General features: G+C 64.6%; 16 protein-coding genes. 5 read left to right on the top strand and 11 right to left on the bottom strand.

Annotated elements, in window-relative coordinates; genetic code table 11:
- Window positions 1-46 precede the first annotated feature (46 nt).
- The 7 genes from F0P96_RS10140 to F0P96_RS10110 all read right to left on the bottom strand — a co-directional run bounded on the left by F0P96_RS10140 (window position 47) and on the right by F0P96_RS10110 (window position 9,265).
- Window positions 47-1,357, bottom strand: coding sequence for a sensor histidine kinase (locus F0P96_RS10140; RefSeq protein ID WP_151078742.1), 1,311 nt, complete (start codon window positions 1,355-1,357; stop codon window positions 47-49).
- A 136-nt stretch (window positions 1,358-1,493) separates the two neighbouring features.
- Window positions 1,494-2,882, bottom strand: a complete 1,389-nt coding sequence (locus F0P96_RS10135) for a sigma-54-dependent transcriptional regulator (protein WP_151078741.1) — start codon at window positions 2,880-2,882, stop codon at window positions 1,494-1,496.
- A gap of 105 nt (window positions 2,883-2,987) precedes the next feature.
- Window positions 2,988-4,181 carry an ABC transporter permease gene (locus F0P96_RS10130; protein ID WP_151078740.1) on the bottom strand — a complete coding sequence of 398 codons (1,194 nt, stop codon included), beginning with the start codon at window positions 4,179-4,181 and terminating at the stop codon, window positions 2,988-2,990.
- Window positions 4,182-4,229: 48 nt separating this feature from the next.
- Entirely contained in the window at window positions 4,230-5,483 is a 1,254-nt protein-coding gene (locus F0P96_RS10125; protein WP_151078739.1) for an ABC transporter permease, read from the bottom strand.
- A gap of 40 nt (window positions 5,484-5,523) precedes the next feature.
- Window positions 5,524-6,951 (bottom strand): serine hydrolase domain-containing protein, encoded by a 1,428-nt coding sequence (locus tag F0P96_RS10120; protein ID WP_151078738.1) that lies wholly within the window; start codon window positions 6,949-6,951, stop codon window positions 5,524-5,526.
- 130 nt (window positions 6,952-7,081) lie between these two features.
- Window positions 7,082-7,750: an ABC transporter ATP-binding protein gene (locus F0P96_RS10115; RefSeq protein ID WP_151078943.1), complete on the bottom strand. Its 669-nt coding sequence runs from the start codon at window positions 7,748-7,750 to the stop codon at window positions 7,082-7,084.
- 366 nt (window positions 7,751-8,116) lie between these two features.
- On the bottom strand, window positions 8,117-9,265 hold the full coding sequence (locus tag F0P96_RS10110; protein WP_151078737.1) for a hypothetical protein: 1,149 nt from the start codon (window positions 9,263-9,265) through the stop codon (window positions 8,117-8,119).
- Between the two features lie 319 nt (window positions 9,266-9,584).
- Here F0P96_RS10110 and F0P96_RS10105 point away from each other — a divergent pair, with 319 nt between their 5' ends.
- The 3 genes from F0P96_RS10105 (at window position 9,585) to F0P96_RS10095 (ending at window position 13,947) form a co-directional block, all read left to right on the top strand.
- Entirely contained in the window at window positions 9,585-10,010 is a 426-nt protein-coding gene (locus F0P96_RS10105) for a BLUF domain-containing protein (RefSeq protein WP_160620228.1), read from the top strand.
- Window positions 10,011-10,140: 130 nt separating this feature from the next.
- Entirely contained in the window at window positions 10,141-13,182 is a 3,042-nt protein-coding gene (locus F0P96_RS10100) for a PAS domain-containing protein (RefSeq protein ID WP_151078735.1), read from the top strand.
- A gap of 105 nt (window positions 13,183-13,287) precedes the next feature.
- Window positions 13,288-13,947, top strand: coding sequence for a hypothetical protein (locus tag F0P96_RS10095; protein WP_151078734.1), 660 nt, complete (start codon window positions 13,288-13,290; stop codon window positions 13,945-13,947).
- A 19-nt stretch (window positions 13,948-13,966) separates the two neighbouring features.
- On the opposite strand, the gene F0P96_RS10090 is transcribed toward F0P96_RS10095, so the two are convergent.
- A complete protein-coding gene (locus F0P96_RS10090) occupies window positions 13,967-15,481 on the bottom strand; it encodes a TolC family protein (protein ID WP_151078733.1) in 1,515 nt (504 codons plus the stop codon).
- Between the two features lie 36 nt (window positions 15,482-15,517).
- Complete coding sequence (locus F0P96_RS10085) at window positions 15,518-16,765, bottom strand: efflux RND transporter periplasmic adaptor subunit (protein ID WP_151078732.1); 1,248 nt, start codon at window positions 16,763-16,765, stop codon at window positions 15,518-15,520.
- Between the two features lie 198 nt (window positions 16,766-16,963).
- On the opposite strand from F0P96_RS10085, the gene F0P96_RS10080 reads away from it, so the two are divergent.
- Window positions 16,964-17,182 carry a hypothetical protein gene (locus F0P96_RS10080; RefSeq protein WP_151078731.1) on the top strand — a complete coding sequence of 73 codons (219 nt, stop codon included), beginning with the start codon at window positions 16,964-16,966 and terminating at the stop codon, window positions 17,180-17,182.
- A gap of 40 nt (window positions 17,183-17,222) precedes the next feature.
- On the opposite strand, the gene F0P96_RS10075 is transcribed toward F0P96_RS10080, so the two are convergent.
- Entirely contained in the window at window positions 17,223-18,557 is a 1,335-nt protein-coding gene (locus tag F0P96_RS10075; RefSeq protein ID WP_151078730.1) for a M20/M25/M40 family metallo-hydrolase, read from the bottom strand.
- A gap of 141 nt (window positions 18,558-18,698) precedes the next feature.
- Between F0P96_RS10075 and F0P96_RS10070 the strand changes: the two genes are divergently transcribed.
- Window positions 18,699-20,186: a nicotinate phosphoribosyltransferase gene (locus F0P96_RS10070; RefSeq protein ID WP_151078729.1), complete on the top strand. Its 1,488-nt coding sequence runs from the start codon at window positions 18,699-18,701 to the stop codon at window positions 20,184-20,186.
- Between the two features lie 3 nt (window positions 20,187-20,189).
- Here F0P96_RS10070 and F0P96_RS10065 read toward each other — a convergent pair whose 3' ends face one another.
- Window positions 20,190-20,666 (bottom strand): DUF4240 domain-containing protein, encoded by a 477-nt coding sequence (locus F0P96_RS10065; protein ID WP_338074390.1) that lies wholly within the window; start codon window positions 20,664-20,666, stop codon window positions 20,190-20,192.
- Window positions 20,667-20,668 lie beyond the last annotated feature (2 nt).

Below are 20,668 nucleotides of genomic sequence, written 5' to 3'. Positions count from 1 at the left end.
TGCGGTAGCCGCTGGTGGATTCTGTTCGCAGAGAATCCGCCAGCGGCTACGGCTTTTTCAGCTCGATGCGGAACGCCGTGCGGCCGGCCGCCGCATTGGAGGTGAGGCTGAAGGCGAAGCCGTGCTGCAGCAAAATGTCGCGCACCAGCGTGAGGCCAATGCCCTGCCCGTCGCGCTTGGTGCTGAAGAACGGCGTGAACAGGCGCGTTTGCACCTCGGGCGCAATGCCGGGGCCGTCGTTTTCGATGACGAGGGCGGGTGGCTGGGCCGTGGTGTGCACCCACACGTTGCCGCCTTCGCCAATGGCTTCGAGGGCGTTTTTGCCGATGTTGAGCAGGGCCTGTTCCAGCTGCTGCGCGTCGAGGTCGACGTAGAGCGGGCCGGGCGCGAGGTGCCAGTGCCACCGGATCTGGCGCTTCTCGCTTTGTACCTGCAGCAGGCGGCAGGTGGCGCGCAGCAGCTCGTGCACGTCGGTGGGGCGCGGCGTGGGCGGGGGCAGGCGCACGAGGTTGGCGAAGTTGGCAATGAAATTGGCCAGGTGCGTGCTGCGGTTCACCGACACATCAAGGGCTTCGGTGAAGTCGGCGCGGTCGTCGTCGCGCAGTTGCGGGGCGTAGTGGTGGAAGCTCTGCAGAATGGAGTTGACGGCGCCGATGGAGTTGTTTATCTCGTGCGACATCATCCGAATGAGCTTCTCATACGCCTGCTTTTCCTGCCGAATCAGGTCCTGCGTTAGCTCTTCGAGCAGGATGAAGTAGCGGGTGAAGCCGCGGTCGAGGAAGTGCGAGGCACTGGCCCGATAGGTCTGCACGCCCGAAAGCTGCACCACCTGCGGCTGGCCCGGCTCCAGTGTGCCCAGGGCCCGGCCCCACTCGCCCGGCAAGGCGTCGGGCCGCTGGCCGACGAGCACAGTGGCTGGCTGCTGCAGATACCGCTCGGCGGCGGGGTTGGCGGCCTCAATGGTGCCTTCGAAAGTGAGCAGCAGAATACCGGCCGGCGAGGCGTTGATGAGGCGCTCGAGCAGGTAGCTTTTCTCCTGCTGGCTCACGCGTTCCTGGCGCAGCTCGTCAATCATCTGGTTGTAGGTGTCGATGAGCTGGTCCATCTCGGCCTGGCCCACAGGCAGAAATTTCATGGTGAAGTCCCGGTCGCGAATGGCCTCGGTGCCGGCCGCAATCAGGTTCAGGGGCCGCACAAAACCGTGGTAAAGCTGCACGCTGATGACGGCCGTGGCCAGCAGCAGCGCCTCGGTAGCCACGAACAGAACCACGTTGGACTCGCGAAACTGAAACGCCAGCCCGGCAATGGCGGTGTGAATGAGGACGACAAACAGGATGTACTTGGTGCGGAGCGTCATGCGGGAGGGTGCGCGCAATAAAGAAACGTCATGCTGAGCTTGCCGAAGCATCTCTACCGCTTTGTCTGCAACGATTCAACGAAACGGCAGAGATGCTTCGCCAAGCTCAGCATGACTGTTCAGGTGTCTTACCAAGCTACTGCGCGGCATCGAAGGGAATGTTGAACTTCTCCAGTCGGCGGTAGAGGGCGCCGCGGCTCAGGCCGAGGGCTTTGGCCACGCGCGAGAGGTTGCCGGCGTAGAAATCCACAGTCTTGCGAATCATCTGGGCCTCCATCTCATCGAGCGTCATCACGCCCACGGCGGGCAGCTCGCCTTCGGCGGCTTTCACCACCACACGCTGCGTTTGGGCCTGAAAGTCCTCGGGGCCCAGCTCGTCTTTGCCGCTCACCAGCACGGCGCGCTCCACCAGGTTTTTCAGCTCCCGGATGTTGCCGGGCAGCGGCTGCTCGCGCAGCCAGTGCAGGGCGCGGGTGCCCACTTTCAGAGCCGGGCGGTTGTAGGCCGTGCGCAGGTTCTGCACGAAGTGCTGCACCAGCAGCGGCACGTCATCGGGCCGCTCGCGCAGGGCGGGCAGGCGCACCGTAATCAGGTTGATGCGGTAGAACAGGTCCTCGCGGAACCGGCCTTCGCGCACCATCTCGGCCAGGTTGCGGTTGGTGGCACAAATCACCCGGATGTCGAGCGAGCGGCTGCGCGAGTCGCCCAGCACTTCGTAGGTACGGTCTTGCAGCACCCGCAGCAGCTTCACTTGGCTGCCCAGGTCCAGCTCGCCAATTTCGTCGAGGAAAATGGTGCCGCCGTTGGCCATTTCGAAGCGGCCCACGCGGTCGGTTTTGGCATCGGTGAAAGCGCCGCGGCGGTGCCCAAACATTTCGCTTTCGAACAGCGACGCAGAAATGCCGCCCAAATTCACCTTCACGAACGGGGCCTTGCGGCGGTGCGAGTTCAGGTGCACGGCTTCGGCAATCAGCTCCTTGCCCGTGCCCGATTCGCCCTCAATGAGCACCGAGGCGTCGGTGGCCGCTACCTGGCCCACGCTGCGCAGCACATTCAGGAGCTGCGCATCCTGCCCCACAATGCGCTGGAAATTGTACTGCCGGTCGAGCTGGCGGCGCGTGGGGTTCAGCTCGTCGTCGGCGTGGACCGCGGTGCTTTCGGCCAAGCTGATGACGGTGCGGATGGTTTGCAGCAGCGAGTCGTTGTTCCAGGGCTTGGTCACAAACTCGGCGGCGCCGGCCTTCATGCCTTCCACGGCCAGCGTGATGGAGCCCCAGCCGGTGATGAGAATGACGGGCACCTGCGGCGCCACGTCTTTCACCTGGCCCAGCAGCTGCAGGCCGTCCTGCCCGGTGGTTTCCAGCGAGTAGTTCATGTCCATGAGCACCAGCTCCGGCGCGGCCTCCTGCACCACGCGCAGGGCGTCTTCGGGCGTGCCCACGGCCTTGGTGGCATAGCCGGCCTGCTTGAGCAGCAAACCCAAGGAGGTGCGCACGGCAATGTCGTCGTCGACGATAAGAATCATGGCTGGGAAGAGAGAGGAACGAAGGACGGAATTTGCGGCGGGAAAGAGAAGCGCGGCGGGCAACGAAACGCCCCGCCTATGGCCGGCGGGGCGTTTCGCGTTCGGTTATTCTTCGCGCAGCGACACGGCGGGCTGAATGCCGGCGGCAATGCGGCTGGGCTGGAAGGCGCAGACGGCCGTGAGGACGTAAATGAGCACCGCGGACAAGCCAATGGATATGACGTAAATCGGGGTTTCGACGCCAAAGGCCCCCAGCAGCGGAAACTGCGCGGTGAGCAGCACGCCCGCCAGCACGCCCAGCGTGGTCACCACCAGCATTTCGCCCAGAAACTGCGACCCGATGCCCGAGCCGGTAGCCCCCAGGGCGCGGCGCAGGCCAATTTCGGCCTTGCGCTGGTTGATGTTGTACCACAGTACCCCAAACAGCCCCAGCGCCACGTTCAGAATCAGGAACAACGACACCAAGCCCAGGGCCACGAGCGGCGTCAGCACGATTTTCATCTTGTCGTGACGGTTTTCTTCCAGCGTATTCACCTTGGCGGTCCAGCCCTTGGTTACGGCGCTGATTTCCTTTACCAAGCGCTGCTCCAGCACGGCGCCGCTGCCGGGCTGCACGCGCACCAGCAGCACCGGATTCTCGTTCGGATCCAGCTTGTCGACATCCTGGGCCACGCGCCGCACAAAAATGGCCGGGGCGTTGCCGTCGAAGTCACTGGCGCGGCGGTAGTAGTCGACCACGCCCACCACCTGCCACTTCTCGGTGCCTTTGTCGTTGGTCATCACCTTGCCCACCGGCGACTCGTTGCCGAACAGCTTTTCGGCGAAGCGTTGGTTGATGATGACGGGCGGGTTGGTGGCGGCATCGTCGCGGCGGTCGAACCACCGGCCGGCTACCACGTGCTGGCGTAGCACCTTCACCATCTCGTCGTCGGCTTCGTAGCGGTCGGTCGAGGGGCCCTGCTTTTTCTGGTAGTAGTACTGGTTGGTGTTCATGGAGCTGAACGCGAAAGGCGTGTTCGAGCTAGTGCCCGTAACCGCTACCACGCCGGGAGTGGCCTGTAGGCGCTGCATCATCAGGCGCAGCGTGGGGCGGTGGTCGGTGGTGTCCTGGCCGGGGTTCACGTTCAGCTCCCACACGTTCTGGTACTCGAAGCCGGCAGGCTGGCGGTAGTTGTAGTAGCTGGTAACCAGCAGCACGCTCACGGCGAAGAGCACGAAAAACGAGAGCAGGATTTCGGCGATGAGCAAGGCATTGGACCGCTTGCGGTTCCAAATCAGCGTGAAGAGGTGACGAATCATGGCTTGTGGGGGGCCGGGAAGGGCCGGGAAGAGTTGCGCTGGGTCAGGTTATTTGCCGCTGCCTTTAAGGGCCTGGGCCGGGTGCAGGCGCGACATTTTGAAGGCCGGGTACACCCCGCTCAGCACCCCGAAGAATACCGTGACGAGCAGGGCCCAGGCGAAAATCCGCCCGTTTAGCTCGAAGTGGGCGTAGGCCAGCAGCTGCGCCCCGCTGATGACCTGCAGCGCGATGTAGGCCAGCACCAGCCCCACCACGCCACCCAGGAGCGTGAGGAAGATGTTTTCGACCAGAAACTGCCCCACCAGCTTGCCGCCCGTGGCCCCAAAGGCCTTGCGCACGCCTATTTCGGAGCTGCGCTCCATGATGCGGCTCACGTTGATGTTCACCAGATTCAAAGCCGGCAGCAGCATAAAAAGCAAGGCCAGCCCGCCCAGAATGGGCACCAGGTACTCCATGCCGTCCGACTTGTACTCGGTGAGCGGGCTGGTGAGCTGGCGGGCAAAGGCGGTGAAGAGCTTGTCGGCGTGCAGGTCCAGGTGGTCCATGGTCTTGGGGTCGGTCAGCGGCACGCGCTTCATGGCCTGCTCAAACTCGGCCTGCACAGCCGGCACGTCCTCCGCCGATTTGGCCAGGATAATGCCCAGGTAGTCGCCGTTGAGGTCGGTTTTCTGCAAGTCGTCGGGACTGGTGGTAATGGGCACCCACACGTCGGCGTAGGAGGCCAGGCGCATGGCGGGCACATCCTCCACCACGCCCGTCACGCGGTAGCCCAGCTGGTTTACCGCAATGGTGCGGCCCACCACGCCGTGGTCGGTGCCGAAGTACTGGCGGGCGGTGGCCTGGTTGATAACGGCCACGCGGGCGGCGGCTTTCACGTCGGCTTCCTGAATGGCTTTGCCTTCGAGGAAGTGGAAATCCAGAATCTGCCAGAAGTTGGCGTCGGTGTAGCGCAGGTCCAGGTCGAGCTTGCGGTTGCCCACGTAGCTGGGCGTGGCGTGAAAGTTCGAGGCAATGGCTACTCTCTCCGGGGTGCGCAGGGGGCGCACGTACTTGTCGAGCAGGTGGTAGCTGGGCGGCGTGTTCATGTTGCCGCCGTCTTTGAACTTCACGTGCAGAAACTGGGCAAACACCATCCGGTCGATGCGCGTCTCGGGGTAGTGGGCCCCGAATGCGTGGTCGAAGAAGGCCACCACCACCAGCAGCACCATCAGGGTGAAGGAGATGCCGAAAAGGCTGATGAAGGTGAAGAACTTGCGGCGCAACAGCACCTTCCAAGCGAGTTTCAGATAGCTAAGCAGCATGACAACGGCTTTTGAGAGGGGTCGGGAAAGAGAAGAAAAATCAGAGGGCTACCACGGCAGGGGCCTGGGCCCACGCAGCGGTGCGCGCCACCACCAAGCGGGTGTGCAGGCGCAGCAGCGGTTCGCGCAGGCCGTCGGCAGCGGGTGCGGTGGCCGCGTAGGCCGTCAGCACAGCCAGCGCCTCGGCGGGCCGCTGCCGCGCCTGCAGCTCTTGGCTGAGCTGCTCGAACTCAAACTCGCTGGCGTAGTAGCGGGCCGTGTCGGTGTGCACCGAGGCGTAGTGCAGCACGGCGGCTTCGATGCCCTGCGCCGCTACCAACCGGCCCACGGCGCGGGCCACCGAGCGTTTGGGCAGCAGCGCCGGCCGGCCACCCAGCACCTGCTCGACCACCGTGGCAGTGGCCAGCGTGCCGGCCGCGTCGGCGGTGTTGTTGAGCAGAATAACCACGCGGTCGGCTGCAGCATCGAACCCGAGGTAAGCGAAATAACCATCCTGGCCGCCCGAATGCCACACCATTGATTGGCCGCTGGCGGGCAGGCTCGTGAACCAGCCCATGCCAAAACCGGCCGCCCGGCCGCGGAGCGTGGTGCTGGCCCACGAGCCGTCGGCGAGGCGCGTGGGCGCAAACAGCTCGGCGACCGAGGCTGCGGTGAGAAACTGCCCGTTGCGCAGGCCCCGCATCCAGGTGTGCAGGTCGGTGAGCGTGGAGTAGATGTGCAGCCCCGGCACCACGGCAGCAGCCGGGGTGGCCGGGCGCAGGTACGTGGGGCGGGCGTAGCCCACGGCGCGGCGCTCCGGCGCAACTTGGGCCTGGGCTGTTGCCCGGGTGTCGCGCATGTTCAGCGGGCCGAAAAACGAGCGTTGCAGGTAATCGGCAAAGGCCAGCCCGCTCACGCGCTCCACTACTTTCTGTAGCAGGGCGTAGTTGGTGGTGGTGTATTCCCACCGGCGGCCAGGCGCAAACGCGGCTTCCGGGTGCAGGTAATACAGCTCGGCCGCCACATCGTTGCCCGATTCGCGCACGTCGACTTCGGGAATGCCCGAGGTGTGGGTGAGCAGGTGGCGCAGCGTCACGCCGGGGTACGGCAGGTTGGGCACGTAGCGGCTCAGTTCGTCGTCGAGGTGCAGCTCCTGCTGGTCGCGCAGGGCCAGCACGGCGGCGGCCGTAAACGTCTGGCTCAGGGCCGACACGTCGAACTGGGCATCGGGGCGCAAGGCTTCGCGGCGGGCCTGGTTGGCCCAGCCGGCGGCTTGCTGTAGGGTCACGCGGCCCTGTTCCGCCACCAGCACCGCCCCGTCGAACTGCTCGTGCTCATGAAGCTGCGCCAGTACGGCTTCTACAGCCTGGGCCGGCGTGCCGGCGGTAGCAGCTGGCTGCACCTGTGGGGCGGTGGAGCGGCTGCAAGCGGCGGCCAGCAGCAGTGCTGCGGCCGACCACGTGCGGACAAAAGAGAAGTTCGTTTTCATAGCGGTAGGGTATGCGGGGTGCGGGATGTCGGGTGTCGGCTGCCAAGTGCCAGGTGTTCGTCGCTGGTTTCGGGTTATCGGTTTTGCCGCTGCCCAAACGCGCAGCTTGCAACCGGTAACGGGCTACCGCTTAGCTCACTTGGCTGCCGTCGAAGAAGCGGATGAGGCGCTCGGTCTTGTGGGCCATGTTTTCGTCGTGGGTCACCATCACAATGGTGGTGCCCTCGTGGCGGTGCAGGCCCAGCAGCAGGTCCATGATTTCCTCGCCCATCACCGAGTCGAGGTTGCCGGTGGGTTCGTCGGCCAGAATGATTTCGGGCGTGCCGGCCAGGGCGCGGGCAATGGCCACGCGCTGGCGCTGCCCGCCCGAGAGTTGCGACGGAAAGTGCTTGGTGCGGGCGCTCAGGCCTACTTTTTCCAGCGCGGCCAGGGCCAGCTGGCGGCGCTCCTTGCCCGAGGTACCGGCCCGGTACAGCAGCGGCAGCTCCACGTTGTCGAGCACCGAGAGGTCGTTGATGAGGTGGAAGCTCTGGAAGATGAACCCTATTTTCTGGTTGCGCACGCGGGCCAGCTCCTTGTCGGAGTAGCTGGTCACGGCCCGTCCGTCGATTTCGATGGTGCCGCCCGAGGGCTCGTCGAGCAGGCCCATCAAGCTCAGCAGCGTCGATTTGCCGCAGCCCGAGGGGCCCATCACCGACACAAACTCGCCGCGGTTGATGGTCAGGTTCACGCGGTTCAGCGCCACCGTCTCAATGGTATCGGTCTGGTACACCTTCTCGATGTCGATGAGCCGAATCATGGGCGTGTTGTTCCGCGAAATGAGGTCGGCGGTGGCGTGGGGAGCGGTCAGCGTGGGTTCCATAGATGAGTTGTCGTTGAGAGGCACTTGGGAAAGGCGGCTCCCCACATTGTCCGCTTTCGTGCGGCGGGCTATGGGGGGCTACCAGAAGAAGCCAATCCGCGTGCCAAATACATAAATATTTGTTTTTCAACACAATACACTCATACATCAAATATCAGCGCCGAAAAATATCGTCCGCAAATGGACACGGTGTTCGGAAATGAATGGTCCCGGCCGCCGGATTCGAACACGCTGGGCCTAGGCACAAAAAAACCGCAGCCTGAAGTGCTTCAGGCTGCGGTTTGCGGCATACGCCGGGGCAACTTAATCGTCGCAGTGCCCTGGGCCGGTTACGCCGTTGTTGTAATTATCGAGCCGGCCGACCAATGCACTGGTTTGGGAAGTGGGCACGCTCGGCTGCGGATTTGCCCGCAGGTCTTTGCCCACAAACATGGCATCGGCTGCGGCTATGTCGGCGGCCACCGCGGCCGGGCTACTGCCGTTGGCCACGTTCAGCTTGGCGGCAATCAGCTGGTGCGCCAGCGCAAGCAGGCCGTTGCCGCGCACGGGGGTCTGAAAGATGGTAATCAACTGGGCTTTGCTATAGGAAATACCACCCAGCGTGAGGCTTTGCACCGGCCAGGCATTGGGGTGGTTTTTCCAGTAGCCCTGGGTGTAGGTGCAGTGGCTGGTGGGCGGCGCGGGCCGGCAGAAGCGCAGGTTGTCGATGCCCATCGAGCCGACGATGGTTACCTCTATGTAGCCAACGCCCGGCGTGTTGCCCAGCGACACGACTTCCACGCCGTTGGGGCCGGCATCATGGAACGGATAGGCTGGCCCGATCTGGGCGCCACCTTTGCTGGCGTAGAGCTTCACGTTGCCGGTTTCGCCCTCAAAATTGTAGGCAAACTCCACGTCGATGACCGTGAGCGAAGTAGCCGTAATGGGCGCTGCACTGCCGAAATCGAAGCCGATGGTGCCGCCCTGCTCAAACTCCGTGAAGTCGTCGTCGTTGGGCTCGTTCACGTTGTTGGGCGTGGCGTCGGGCAGCGGGTCGGAGTATTCCCGGAAGTTCTGCAGCACCACAATGTTGCCCAGCGCCACGGTATTTTCAAAGCCGGGGTTTGGCTGCGGCTCCCCAACGGCGTACGGGGCGCCGGGGCTGCGCAGGTCCAGGTCCTCGGTCGACGACACGGGGAGGCTGCTGCGGAACACGGAGGCGGCCCGGGTTTTGGTGGGATAGTGCGGGTTGAAGCTGCTCACGGTAGTCGATACGCCGCCCGTGCTGGTTGCCTGGTTGAGCAACGTGCCCGGCGTAATGCTGTTGAAGTCGATGACGTCGTCGACGCAAGCCACGGCAACATCTTGCGAAAGGCCGGCGCCGGGCGAGTTGGTGGGTACCACGTCGTTTTTTTGGCAGCTGACCCCACACAGGAAAGTGGTGGCCAGGGCAATAAGGGTTGTCTTGCGCATTGTTGCGGGGGAATGGGAGACCAAATAGCTTGTACCAACCACGGGCTGCCACGGCAGCGGGCCCGCGCAGCCGTGGCGCGGACATCAAGAACATCAACACCCAAATATATTACATTAATAATATTATTTTTAACTTTTTCTTCAAATCTTTCGCCGCCTTATTTGTGCACCAACGCGTCGGAGGAGCGCCGTGCAGCGCAGTGGCCTGACGGCTGCCACCGACGTCCCTAGTGCAGGGGTTGCCTTATCTTTGGCGTATCAGGCCGGCTTTCCGGGCCCGTTTTACCAAGTACTTGCGCGGTTGCCGCCGATGCCTGCTATGCTCCACCACATTATTTACATGAGCCGGGCCGTGCGCCCGCTCACCGACGCCGAGCTGGATGCGCTGCTCGCGCAGTGCCGCCGCGACAACGCCCGCCACCACGTCACCGGCATTTTGTTCTACAGCCACGGCAACATTGCCCAGCTCATCGAAGGCGACCCGCAGGTGCTGGAGCCGCTCTACCAGCGCATTGCCCAGGACGCGCGCCACTCCAACGTCACCAAACTCTCCGACAAGCCCATTGCCGCCCGCAGCTTTCAGGATTGGTCGATGGCGTTTCACCGCCTCGAACCCGCTGGCTTCGAGGCCCTGGCCGGCTACCTCGACCCCGCACGCCTGCCGCGCACTCCCGCCACCCTCAGCGCCCCCGATGCCCTGCTGCTCGACCTGGTGAAACAGGCCGTGATACAACCCCACGCGTAGCTCCGCCTCGCGGCCGGGCGCGCGAGGATTTCCCCCGAACCATTTGCCCTTCCTTAAGCGTTGTGGGCCGAAAACCGCGTGGTGGCACGCGGTTGCGTCGGTAGTCGTTCCAGTATCTGTTGCCAGGCTCATGCTTCCCAACTCGTCCGATTTCGCCTTCCTGTTTGCTGCGCAGCCCCTCCCGGCCCTTGCGCTGGCACCCGACGGACGTATTTTGGCCGTGTCGGAAGCCCTGCTGACGCTGAGCGGCCTCACCGAAGCCGAGCTGCTTGACCAGCCCATTGAAGGGCTGGAGGCGCTGGGCGCGTTGGGCGCCGGCTGGTGCACGGCCGCGCTAGACGCTTTTGCGGGCCAGCCCACCCCCGACGGCAGCAAGCCCGTGTTCTTCCCGCTTCCGCCGAACGCCGAACCAACCCACCTGCCGTGGTGGCAGCTGCAGTGCCGGCTGGCCCCGGCCGGGGCCTGGGCGCTGTGCACGGCCCATCCGGTGCTGGCCGAAGCCGCGGCCTCTACCCTGGTGTCGCCGCTGGCTCCGCGCCTGGCGCAGCTGCAGTTTCTGCTCGATCAGTTGCCGGGCTACCTGTCGGCCCTCATCGGCCCCAACCACGTGCAGGCCTACGCCAGCCCGGCCATGACCGAGCTGCTGGCCGGGCGGCCCCACCTGGGCGTGCCCGTGGCCGAGGCCCTGCCCGAGCTGGTCACGTCCGGGCTGCTGCACCGCATCGACGAAGTGTACCGCACCGGCCAGCCCTTCGCCGTTACCGATTTTCCGGCGCCGTTTCAGACCACCGATTCGCCGGAGGACACCCGCTATTTCGACCTCTACTACGGCCCGCTGCGCGACGGCAACGGCCCGCCCGTGGGCGTGCTCATGTACGCCGCCGACGTGACCGAGCGGATGCAGATCCGGCGCCAGGTGAAGGCCCTCGACAACACCATCCGCCACCGCGACCAGCAGGTGCGCGTGATGACCGAGGCCCTGCCGCTCATCACCTTCATTGCCGACGCCCAGCGGCAGATTACCTACCTCTCGCCGCAGTGGCACGCTTACACCGGCCACACCAAGGCCCGGGCGCTGGGCACCGGTTACCTCCAGGCCGTGCACCCCGACGACCAGGCCGATATGCAGGCGGCCCTGGCCACCGCCACCGATGCCTGGGAACGGGAACTGCGCTTCCGCCGCCACGACGGCCTCTACCGCTGGCATTTGGTGCGCGTGGTGCCCATTCGCGAAGACTCCGGCGACATCCGGCAGTGGTACGGCTCGGCCACCGACGTGCACACGGCCCGGCTCTTCGACGAGCAGCTACGCGCCACCGACCGCCAGCTGCACGAGATTTTGAAGGAAGTGCCGGCCGGCATAGCCACCTTGCTGGGCCCCGAGCTGCGCTACGAGTTTGTGAACGAGCCCATGCAGGCCCTGCTGGGCGGCCACACGCCGCTGGGCGAGTCGGTAGCCGACGCCCTGGCGCCCATTGCCGCCGATTTGCTGGACGTGATGCGGCAGGTGTTTGCGACCGGGCGCCTGTTTGTGGCCAAGGCCTACCACCTGGTCGTGCCCAACCCCACGGCCGAAGAACCCAGTCTGCGCTATTTCGATTTCACCCTGCAGCCCTTGCGCAACGCCGATGACCACGTGCGGGGCCTGTTGGTGTTTGCCGTGGACGTAACGCTGCAGGAAGAAACCCGCCAGCGCGCCGACCGGCTGGCCGTGGAAACCCGCCGCCAGGACGCCCGCCTGCGCGTGCTCACCGAAACCGCCCCGCAAATTACCTACACCACCGACGCCGAAGGCCACGTGGAGTACGTGAGCCCGCAGTGGTACTACTTCACCGGCCAGCCCCCCACCGCCGATGTGGGCGCCATGTGGCCCGTGCTCATTCACCCCGACGACCGGCTGCGCGTGCTGGCCCAGTCGGCCGCGGCCCGCGCCGCTGGCGTGAGCTGGAGCTACGAGTACCGCCTGCGCCGCTACGACGGGCAGCACCGCTGGCTGCTGAGCCGCGGCGTGCCCGAGTTCGACGTGGCCGGCCTCCCCGTGCGCTGGCACGGCGCCGTGACCGACGTGCACGACCAGCGCGAGCTGGCTGAAACCCTGCGCCGGGGCGAAGCCGAGCTGCGGTTTCTGGCCGAGAGCATTCCGCAGATGATCTGGACGGCCAACGCGGCCGGTTTCATCGACTACTACAACCAGCGGGCGGCCGACTACACCGGCCTCTCGGTGGCCGAGCTGGGCCCCACCGGCTGGATTGCCCTGCTCGAACCTTCGGAGCAGCCCGCAGCCTCCCGCCGCTGGGTGCACTGCGTGCGCACCGGCGACAGTTACGACGGCACGTTCCGCCTGCGCCGCCACGACGGGCAGTACCGCTGGCACCTCATTCGGGCCCGCCAGCTCTCCGACAGCCGCGGCCCGCGCTGGTTTGGCTCCTGCACCGACGTGGACGACCAAACCCGCCTGCAGCAAGTGCTGCAAGGGCAATACGACGAGCTGGCCAGCACCAACCGCCAGCTGGACAACTTCGTGTACACCGCCTCGCACGATTTGCGCCAGCCCCTGCACAACCTCACCGGCCTCTTTGGCGAGCTGCGCCGCTCGGCCACCTTCGCCGACCCCGAGCAGGAGCAGCTGCTGCACATGGTCGACCAAGCCCTGCAACAGCTCGACACCACCTTGTTCGACCTCACCACCACCGTGCAGGCCCAGCGCCACGCCGGCGGCACGGCGCCCGTGGCCCTGCAAAGCGTAGCCGACGAGGTGCTGTTGGGCCTGCAGGCGCAGGTAGCGGCCGCCGACGCCCGCATCAGCCTCGACTTTGCGGCGGCGCCTACCCTGGTGTACAACCGCGCCAACCTGCGTAGCGTGCTGCACAACCTCATCAGCAACGCGCTCAAGTACACCCGTGCCGGCCAGCCGGCGCGCATTCAGCTCACCAGCGCCCTCTCCGACGCAGGCCACCCCGTGCTGGTGGTGGTGGACAACGGCCTGGGCATGCGCCTGCCCAAGGGCCTGAAAGCCGGGTTCCGTCTGTTTGAGCGGCAGCACCCGCACATTGCCGGCACGGGCCTGGGCCTGCACCTGGTGCAGCGCATTGTGAGCAGCAACGGCGGCCACCTCGCCGTGGAAAGCACCGTGGGCCAGGGCACCCGCTTCACGGTATACTGGTTCGAATAGCGTAGCGGCAACAGGACGTGTGCAGTTGTTTTATTGCCCTTGGCAATAGGGAGAAGCTGTGCCCGTTGAGAAGCTGCATCATCGGTAACTTATCTGTTGTACTACATGCACGTCCTTCTACCTGCGAGCCTCACGTTTTGCGCGTTTCTTTGCACCGGCATGGGCGAGGCGCAAGCCGCCACACCAAACGACACTCTACATGTCACTAAGCCGCGGATACGTGCGCTGAAGGCCGGTGGCCGGATTGTTCAGTTTGGAGGCCCCCACCTTGCCATTACATACGAGCAAGTCATTAAGGGCCGCATCAGCAGTGCTTTTAGTCTGGGAGGCCGATACTACGCTACGCCAATCCAGATTGGCTCCTACGACCCCGCGACTCAGACCGTAACCGTGTTAACAGAAGGTAAACGGGAATACACCAGCCTGGTGGCCGAAGCACAGATTCGCTACTATGCTTTGCCTGGCAAGCAGGCTCTTACGGGCCTCTATGCAGGTTTGGGCATAGGGGTAGCCTACGAAAACTTCTGGCGGGATTATGCAAGTTTTCCAGGCGTGGCCGATTCCTTTACCGAAATCCACACGCCGGTATCGTGCCGGTTGGGCTATCAGTTTCGACTAGGCCCACGCTTCTTGCTGGAATGTGCGCTGGGCCTGGATGTAAATGCCAACCCTGGCGCACCCAAAGACCCCAACCGGCAATGGACCTTTCTCACCGAAGCCCAGGTCACGTCGGCCCGCAGCCTTCAGGTCGGGTATCGTTTCTGAAGCTGTGTATTCAAACGGCCTACTGCGCCGCCAGCAGCGGCTGCCCGCGCTCGAAATCGTACAGCGTGAGGGTGCGGAGCTGGTAATAGGCCACCCAGCAGGCGCGCAGGGCGGCAATGTAGGCGCGTGTGGCGCGGTCCTTATCCTGCTGGGCAATGTTGAGGTCGGTGAGGCTGATGCGGCCCACCTGGTAGGTGGCGCGGGTGATGGTGTAGCGGCGCTGGGCCAGCGAATCGGCGCGGGCGGCCAGGGCCAGCTGCTGGCCCAAAGCCGCTACCTGGGCGGCCTGGCTCAGCACCTGCTGCTCGAAGGTCAGCTGCTCCTGCTCCACGGTGTACTGCACCTGCTGGCGGCTGAGCTGGGCGGTTTTCACTACGGCGCGCGTCTTGCCCCAGTCCACGATGGGCATGGCAAAGCCGAGGCGCACCTGCTGCTGGTTGTTGGGGTTCACGTAGCTGTTCATCAGGTCGTCGGCGCTGCTGGTGAGGCCGAAGGAGGCCGTGAGGCTGGCTTGCAGGCCGGTGCTGCCCTTGGCCTGGGCCACGCCCCGCTCGGCCTCCAGCAGGCGCCGCCGGAAGCTCAGCGGCTCGCGCCGGTACTGCCGAGCATGGGCTAGGGCGTCGTCGGGGTTCACGGCCAGGGTGGCGGCAGCCGCGGGCACGGCTAGGGCGTGGGCGGCGTCCACGGTCAAGCCGGTGTAGCCTTTCAGCTGCAGGGCGGCGTTCTGGGCGTCCACGGTGGCCTGCACTTCGGCTTGCTGGGCGTTCAGCAGGTTTTGCTCGAGCAGCAGCAGGTCGTTTTCCGAAATGCGGCCCAGCTTGTCTTTTTCGCGGCCCATGCGCAGCAGGTCCTGGCTGGCTTCGCGGTTTTGGCGGGCCACGGCGGCATTCACCTGCTGCTGCAGCACGTCGAAATACAGCTCCGTCACGCGGCGCGCAATGGTTTCGCGCTCCTCCACGTACTGCCGCTGCGACTCTTCGAAGCGCAGCGGCTCGATGCGCTTGGCCCACACCAGGGCGTTGAAGCCGCCGATGGGCTGCGTCAGGCCCAGGGAAATGGGGTTGCTGTTGTAGAGCCGCTGCCGGTTGCCCTCGAAGTTGTCGAAGCGCTGCAGGTACGAACCGATGGTGACTTTGCCGCCCGTCAGGCCGATGTTCTGGCTGACGGTGGTGCCGAGGTAGCTGTTGTTGATGCGCACGTAGCGGAAGGCCGTGCTGCCATCTTGCTGCGTGACGGGCGTGATGGTGCGGCTGTAGTTGGGCAGCGTGCCTTCCAGCGCCAGCTGCGGCTTGTAGTCGGCCCGAAACGAGCGGTACTGCCACAGGCTGGTTTCGCGGTTGGTTTGCACTTGCTTGGCCACCGACGACTGGGCCAGCGTCAGCTCAATCACCTGGGGCAGGGTGAGCGAGGCGGCCGTCGGTTGATGGGGCTGAGCGGCGGCCGCCAGCGTGGTGAGCAGCAGCGCCAGCACTGCGCCCACCACCAGCAAAAAGACCAGCAGCAGGGAGTAGAGCAGGGTTGAGAGGCGTTTCATAGCGCAGAAAGGAACGGGCGTAAGGGAGGGCACGGGTTAGCGCTTGATGGTCAGCTCGGGGGCTTCCTCGTAGCTCTTCGTGTCGATGAGCAACAGCTCGTCGCCGGCCTGCAGACCGCTCAGCACCTGCACGTAGTCGAAGTTGGAGTCGCCGAAGCGGGCGGTACGGCGCACGGCTTTGCCACCCTGCACCACAAACACCGGCTGCTCGTGGCCGCCCTGGAAGAAGGGGCCGTTTTTCACCCGCAGCACGCGGCGGTGGCTGCGCGTCACCACAAACACGTCGGCGCGCAGGTTGGGGCGCAATACCGGGTGGTGGTTGTCGTCGAGGGCCACGTAAAACGTCACCACCCCTTTCTCCACGGCCGGGCTGATGCTGCTCACCGCGCCGCGCAAATCCGTCCCGTTCAGGCGCACCACTACGGCGTCGCCCAGGTGCAGGGAGTCGGCGTAGGCGTCGGCAATGGTGCCGCGCACCCGGAACGAGCTTAGGTCGGCCACGCGGGCAATTACCTGGCCTTGGTTCACCGTCGAGCCGATGTCTTCGTTGACCCAGGTGAGCACGCCGGCCTGCTCGGCCGAAATGCTCGACTGGCGCAGCTTTTGGGCCAGCTCGCCGATGGTGCGGTCCTGAATCTGCATGGTGTAGCGCAGCTCCTGCTCGTCGGCCACGTTGGCCTGCCGTTGGTTCCGAATCTGGTCGGCGAGGCGCTGCAGCTCCAGCTCGGCAATCTTGAGCGTCAGCTCGGCCTGCCGCACGCTTTCCTGGGTGCCGCTGCCCACTTTCAGCAGGTACTGCTCGTCGCGCAGGGCCGATTGCAGGCTGCGCACTTTCTCGCGCTGCACCTTCTCCTGCGACACCAGATCGGTGAGGCTGTGGGCTAGCGTGAGCTGCAGCTGCGTCGATTTGTTGCGGTTCTGCAGCTGCTCGTCCTGCAGCTTGGCCAGGGCCGTGTTGGTTTGCTCCTTGTCGAGCTCCAAAATGGCCTGCCCCGGCTGCACCTTCGCGCCTACCGCCAGGTTCACCCGCCGAATGGTGGACTGCACCGGGCTGGTGATGACCGCCTCGCGGGCCGGAATGATGAGGCCGGTGGCGGTGAGGGAGGCTTCCACGTCGCCGGGCTCCACGCGGGCCGTCAGCAGCTGCTCGGCCGCAATGCTCGGGCGCAGCGCCCCGCGAAACGCCCACAACCCTGCCACGGCTACCAGCAGCACGGCCGCAACGGTCAGCCAGCGGCGGCGGCGGCGCTGGGCCTGAATGGCGGGGGAAATAGCTCTGTCCATTTTCGTTCGGTATTGGTACTTGTGCTATGGGGTATAGCCAAGCGCAATGCCAAACATGTAATCATTTAGCAATTAATCGTTTATGATTAAATTATGCATTAGTGCACAGGTAAAAGCTGTCCGGTTCTGGACAGTCTGTTCGGTAATGAATGGGAGCCGCTGCGTATGTTCACACGTGCATTTCCTACCACTGGCCCGATGAAAACAACAGAAAACTGGACACTCCCTACGGGCTGGAAACTGTGGTACGAAGAGGTTTCCAACAACGTGTACAAGGTGCAACTCCGTAATGCCCACGGAAACGTAGTGGAGACTACCGGCCAAGACCTGCCGGCACTGTTGCAATGGTGCGTTGAGGGCGCCGCCGATATCGACCAGCAGCTGGCCGCAGTCGCCAAACGCAATCAGCCACGGTAACCCAGCGGGCCACCGTGGCTGATACGCAAAGACCGGATACTTATTTCCGCTCCCCGGCGTCCTTGATGCGGGTGGGCGTATCGGTGCCGGCGACGATGCCGCGGGCGCTGACGGCAATGGCCTCGATAACGGCTGTCATGTTTTTCAGATCCAGGCTTTCCACTTCGTCATCGACCGAGTGGTAGAGCTTGTCGGTGGGAATCTGGTCGGTGCTGATGCTGTGGGCGGGCACCCCCAGGCGAGCCAGCGTGGCGTTGTCGGAGCGGTAGAACAGCTGCTGCTCGGGGTACGGGTCGGGCTCGAACTTGAAGGTGCTGCCCTGCAGGTTGCGCTGCAGAATCGGGCCGAAGTCGGACTTGTCGAAGCCGGTGATGAACGCTGCGCCGGGGCCGAACTTCGACACCTTGCCGATCATCTCGATGTTGAACATGGCCGTGACCTTAGCCGGGTCGAGCTGCTTGGAGAAGTACTGGGAGCCAAAGCCGCCTATTTCCTCGGCCGTGAAGGCCACGAAAATGAGCGTGCGGGCGTTCTGCTTGGTTTTCTTGAAGTGCTCGGCCAGGGCCACCACGGCTGTGGTGCCGGAGGCGTCGTCGTCGGCGCCGTTGGCAATGGAGTCGCCGGCCACGGCGGGCAGAATACCGATGTGGTCGTAGTGGGCGGAGAAAACGACCTGCTCGGCCGCCTTGGTCTTGTCGCGGCCAGGCAGCACGCCCACGATATTCTTGATTTCCAGCTGCTTGATGCTGGTGCTGCCCGTTAGTTGGTAGGTAGCGTCTGCCGTAGGCGTCGTCGGGGCCAGCACCACGGCAATGGCGTTGGGCGTGGGCTTTTCGGGGTGAAACTGGCTGCCGCGCCCGAAACGGTTGGCCAGGGCTTTGAAGCGCTGGGCATGCGCCGGGTCGAGCAGAATCAGCACGTTCTCCTTGGAATAGAGCAAGGGCACAACTTCCTTCCGGTAATCTGCCTGCGGGCCGATGGCCACCACGCGCGGCGCGCCGCTCTGCCCGCTAGCCCAGCTCACCTGCTCCTGGCCCGAAATCAGTACCACGTTGTCGGCGGCCACGGGGGCCCCGTTCAATGTTGCCTGCAAGCCGGCGTTGCGCACTTCAAAGGCCGGAAAGGTTTGCTCAAACGATGTGAGGCCCGTCAGCGGCTGCAAACCGATGCGTTTGAACTCACCGGCCAGAAACTGCGCCGCCTCGGCCGAACCGGTGTTCAGGGCGCGGCCACGCAGCTTGTCGTCGGCCAGCGTCTTCTCAACGCGCTCAATGGTCTGGGCCGAAATCTTGGTTTTGACGGGCTTGGCCGCCTGCTGGCCGTGGGCGGCCGGCGCGGCCCCGGCCAGGAGTAGTCCGAGGATAATTCGTTTCATGGGCGCAAAGTAGCGGAAGCGGGCGGGAACGTTGCACAGGGTAGCGTTGAGCGGCGTGGCTAACGCGGACGGCGCGGGCGCTGCATCCGGCCGAATTCTGCCGGCTCCCGTACCTTCCCGCGTCCACTGCTGCTTTTCGCCATGACCGAACAGCCCCTTTCCGCCCTCTACCGTCCTTCCCTTACCCTGCTCACCGACCTCTACCAGCTCACGATGGCCTACGGCTACTGGCGGCAGGGCATGCAGGACCGCGAGGCTGTGTTTCACCTCTACTTTCGCAAAGCGCCGTTTCAAGGCGGCTACGCCGTGGCGGCCGGCCTAGCCTACGCTGTCGACTGGCTGGAAAACCTGCGCTTCTCGGCCGACGACCTCACGTACCTCGGCAGCCTGCGCGGCAGCCGGGGCGGCCAGCTGTTCGAACAAGGCTTCCTCGACTACCTGCGCGACTTGCGCTTCACCTGCGACGTGGACGCCGTAGCCGAGGGCACGGTGGTGTTTGGCAACGAGCCGCTGATTCGGGTGCAGGGGCCGCTGCTGCAGGCGCAGTTGGTGGAAACGGCCCTGCTCACGCTGGTGAATTTCCAGACGCTGATTGCCACCAAAGCCGCCCGCATCCGCGAAGCCGTGGGCCCCACTGACCAGATTCTGGAGTTCGGCCTGCGCCGCGCCCAGGGCTTCGACGGCGGCCTCTCGGCCACCCGCGCCGCCTACCTCGGCGGCGCCGACGGCACCTCGAACGTGCTGGCCGGGCAGCAATTCGGCATTCCGGTGCGCGGCACCCACGCCCACAGCTGGGTTATGGCCTTCGACGGCGAGGAAGAAGCCTTCGAGAAGTACGCCGATGCGTTTCCCGACGACTCGGTTTTTCTGGTGGATACCTACGACACGCTCGAAGGCGTGCGCAACGCCATCAAAGTGGCTCAACGGCTGCGCGAGCGGGGTTCCGAGTTGGGCGGCATCCGCCTCGATTCGGGCGACCTGACTTACCTGAGCGTGCAGGCCCGCAAGCTGCTCGACGAGGCCGGCTTCCCCAAAGTCCGCATCGTGGCCAGCAACGACCTGGACGAGCAGCTCGTCACCGCGCTCAAGCTCGAAGGCGCCCGCATCGACACCTGGGGCATCGGCACCAAGCTCGTGACGGCCTACGACCAGCCGGCGCTGGGCGGCGTGTACAAGTTGGCCGCCATGAAGAAAGCCGACAACTCGGGCTGGGACTTCACCATCAAACTCTCGGAGCAACTGGCCAAAACCAGCATTCCGGGCATTTTGCAGGTGCGGCGCTTCTTCGGCGAGAACGGCAAGCCCGTGGCCGACATGCTCTACAACACCGCCGAGCCCCTGCCCGAGCAACTGACGATAGTGGACCCGCTGGACCCTACGCGCCGCCGCCCGGTGCAGTCGGCGCAGTACCGGGAGTTGCTGGAGCCGGTGTTCCGGCAAGGGAAACGCGTGCTGGAGCTGCCTTCCCTGAACGAAAGTCGCCAGAAAGCCCGCCAGGAAGTCACTGCCCTCGACCCGAGCATCCGGCGCTTCCTGAACCCGCACACTTACCCGGTAGGTCTGGAACGCGGCCTGCACGAATTCCGCACCCAGCTGATTCTGGAGAAGCGGCCGCAACGGCCGGCATAACCACTACCCATTTGGCCAAGCCGCCGCATTGCTGCAGGTCTCGTAGGAAACCTTTGTCACATAAGGATATTCGCCGCCGCGTGTTTTCCGCTTGTACGCTTGTTGCGGCAGGAACAACAAGCTCTCGAACTCGCCCCCTACCGGCCACAGTTCGGGGTGTTGCACCACCTGCTCGTACAGTTCGCGACCGTTGACGACTACGCCGCACCGATCATACAAAAACAGGTCGCCGGATATGTTCCGGGTTTCACCATGGTAGCAGGCAGCGGCGTATTTCTCCCCATCCAGTTGGTAGAGCTTTTCGGCCAGTATCTCTTCGAAAGCGAAAATATCCTCTACTGGCATGGCTGCCAGACGCTTTTCAACGGGGCGCATCACGGCTTCGTCGTCGCCGGTGCGCTTCCAGTTGAAGGCGGCAATCAGCTCCCAGAACAGGTCCTCATCCATCGGCCGGTAGACGGCCGTCTGCTTAGCCGGCACCG

It is taken from the genome of Hymenobacter busanensis (genome assembly GCF_008727865.1).
Classification (GTDB): Bacteria; Bacteroidota; Bacteroidia; order Cytophagales; family Hymenobacteraceae; genus Solirubrum; species Solirubrum busanense.
This window is presented reverse-complemented; position numbering and strand designations above follow the sequence as displayed.

Bases quoted from the DNA above. Each gene is read 5' to 3' on its own strand.
- F0P96_RS10110 (WP_151078737.1), bottom strand. From the start codon at position 9,265: ATGCGCAAGACAACCCTTATTGCCCTGGCCACCACTTTCCTGTGTGGG.
- F0P96_RS10115 (WP_151078943.1), bottom strand. From the start codon at position 7,750: ATGATTCGGCTCATCGACATCGAGAAGGTGTACCAGACCGATACCATT.
- F0P96_RS10105 (WP_160620228.1), top strand. From the start codon at position 9,585: ATGCTCCACCACATTATTTACATGAGCCGGGCCGTGCGCCCGCTCACC.
- F0P96_RS10070 (WP_151078729.1), top strand. From the start codon at position 18,699: ATGACCGAACAGCCCCTTTCCGCCCTCTACCGTCCTTCCCTTACCCTG.
- F0P96_RS10140 (WP_151078742.1), bottom strand. From the start codon at position 1,357: ATGACGCTCCGCACCAAGTACATCCTGTTTGTCGTCCTCATTCACACC.
- F0P96_RS10090 (WP_151078733.1), bottom strand. From the start codon at position 15,481: ATGAAACGCCTCTCAACCCTGCTCTACTCCCTGCTGCTGGTCTTTTTG.
- F0P96_RS10120 (WP_151078738.1), bottom strand. From the start codon at position 6,951: ATGAAAACGAACTTCTCTTTTGTCCGCACGTGGTCGGCCGCAGCACTG.
- F0P96_RS10135 (WP_151078741.1), bottom strand. From the start codon at position 2,882: ATGATTCTTATCGTCGACGACGACATTGCCGTGCGCACCTCCTTGGGT.
- F0P96_RS10075 (WP_151078730.1), bottom strand. From the start codon at position 18,557: ATGAAACGAATTATCCTCGGACTACTCCTGGCCGGGGCCGCGCCGGCC.
- F0P96_RS10080 (WP_151078731.1), top strand. From the start codon at position 16,964: ATGAAAACAACAGAAAACTGGACACTCCCTACGGGCTGGAAACTGTGG.
- F0P96_RS10100 (WP_151078735.1), top strand. From the start codon at position 10,141: ATGCTTCCCAACTCGTCCGATTTCGCCTTCCTGTTTGCTGCGCAGCCC.
- F0P96_RS10095 (WP_151078734.1), top strand. From the start codon at position 13,288: ATGCACGTCCTTCTACCTGCGAGCCTCACGTTTTGCGCGTTTCTTTGC.
- F0P96_RS10125 (WP_151078739.1), bottom strand. From the start codon at position 5,483: ATGCTGCTTAGCTATCTGAAACTCGCTTGGAAGGTGCTGTTGCGCCGC.
- F0P96_RS10085 (WP_151078732.1), bottom strand. From the start codon at position 16,765: ATGGACAGAGCTATTTCCCCCGCCATTCAGGCCCAGCGCCGCCGCCGC.
- F0P96_RS10130 (WP_151078740.1), bottom strand. From the start codon at position 4,181: ATGATTCGTCACCTCTTCACGCTGATTTGGAACCGCAAGCGGTCCAAT.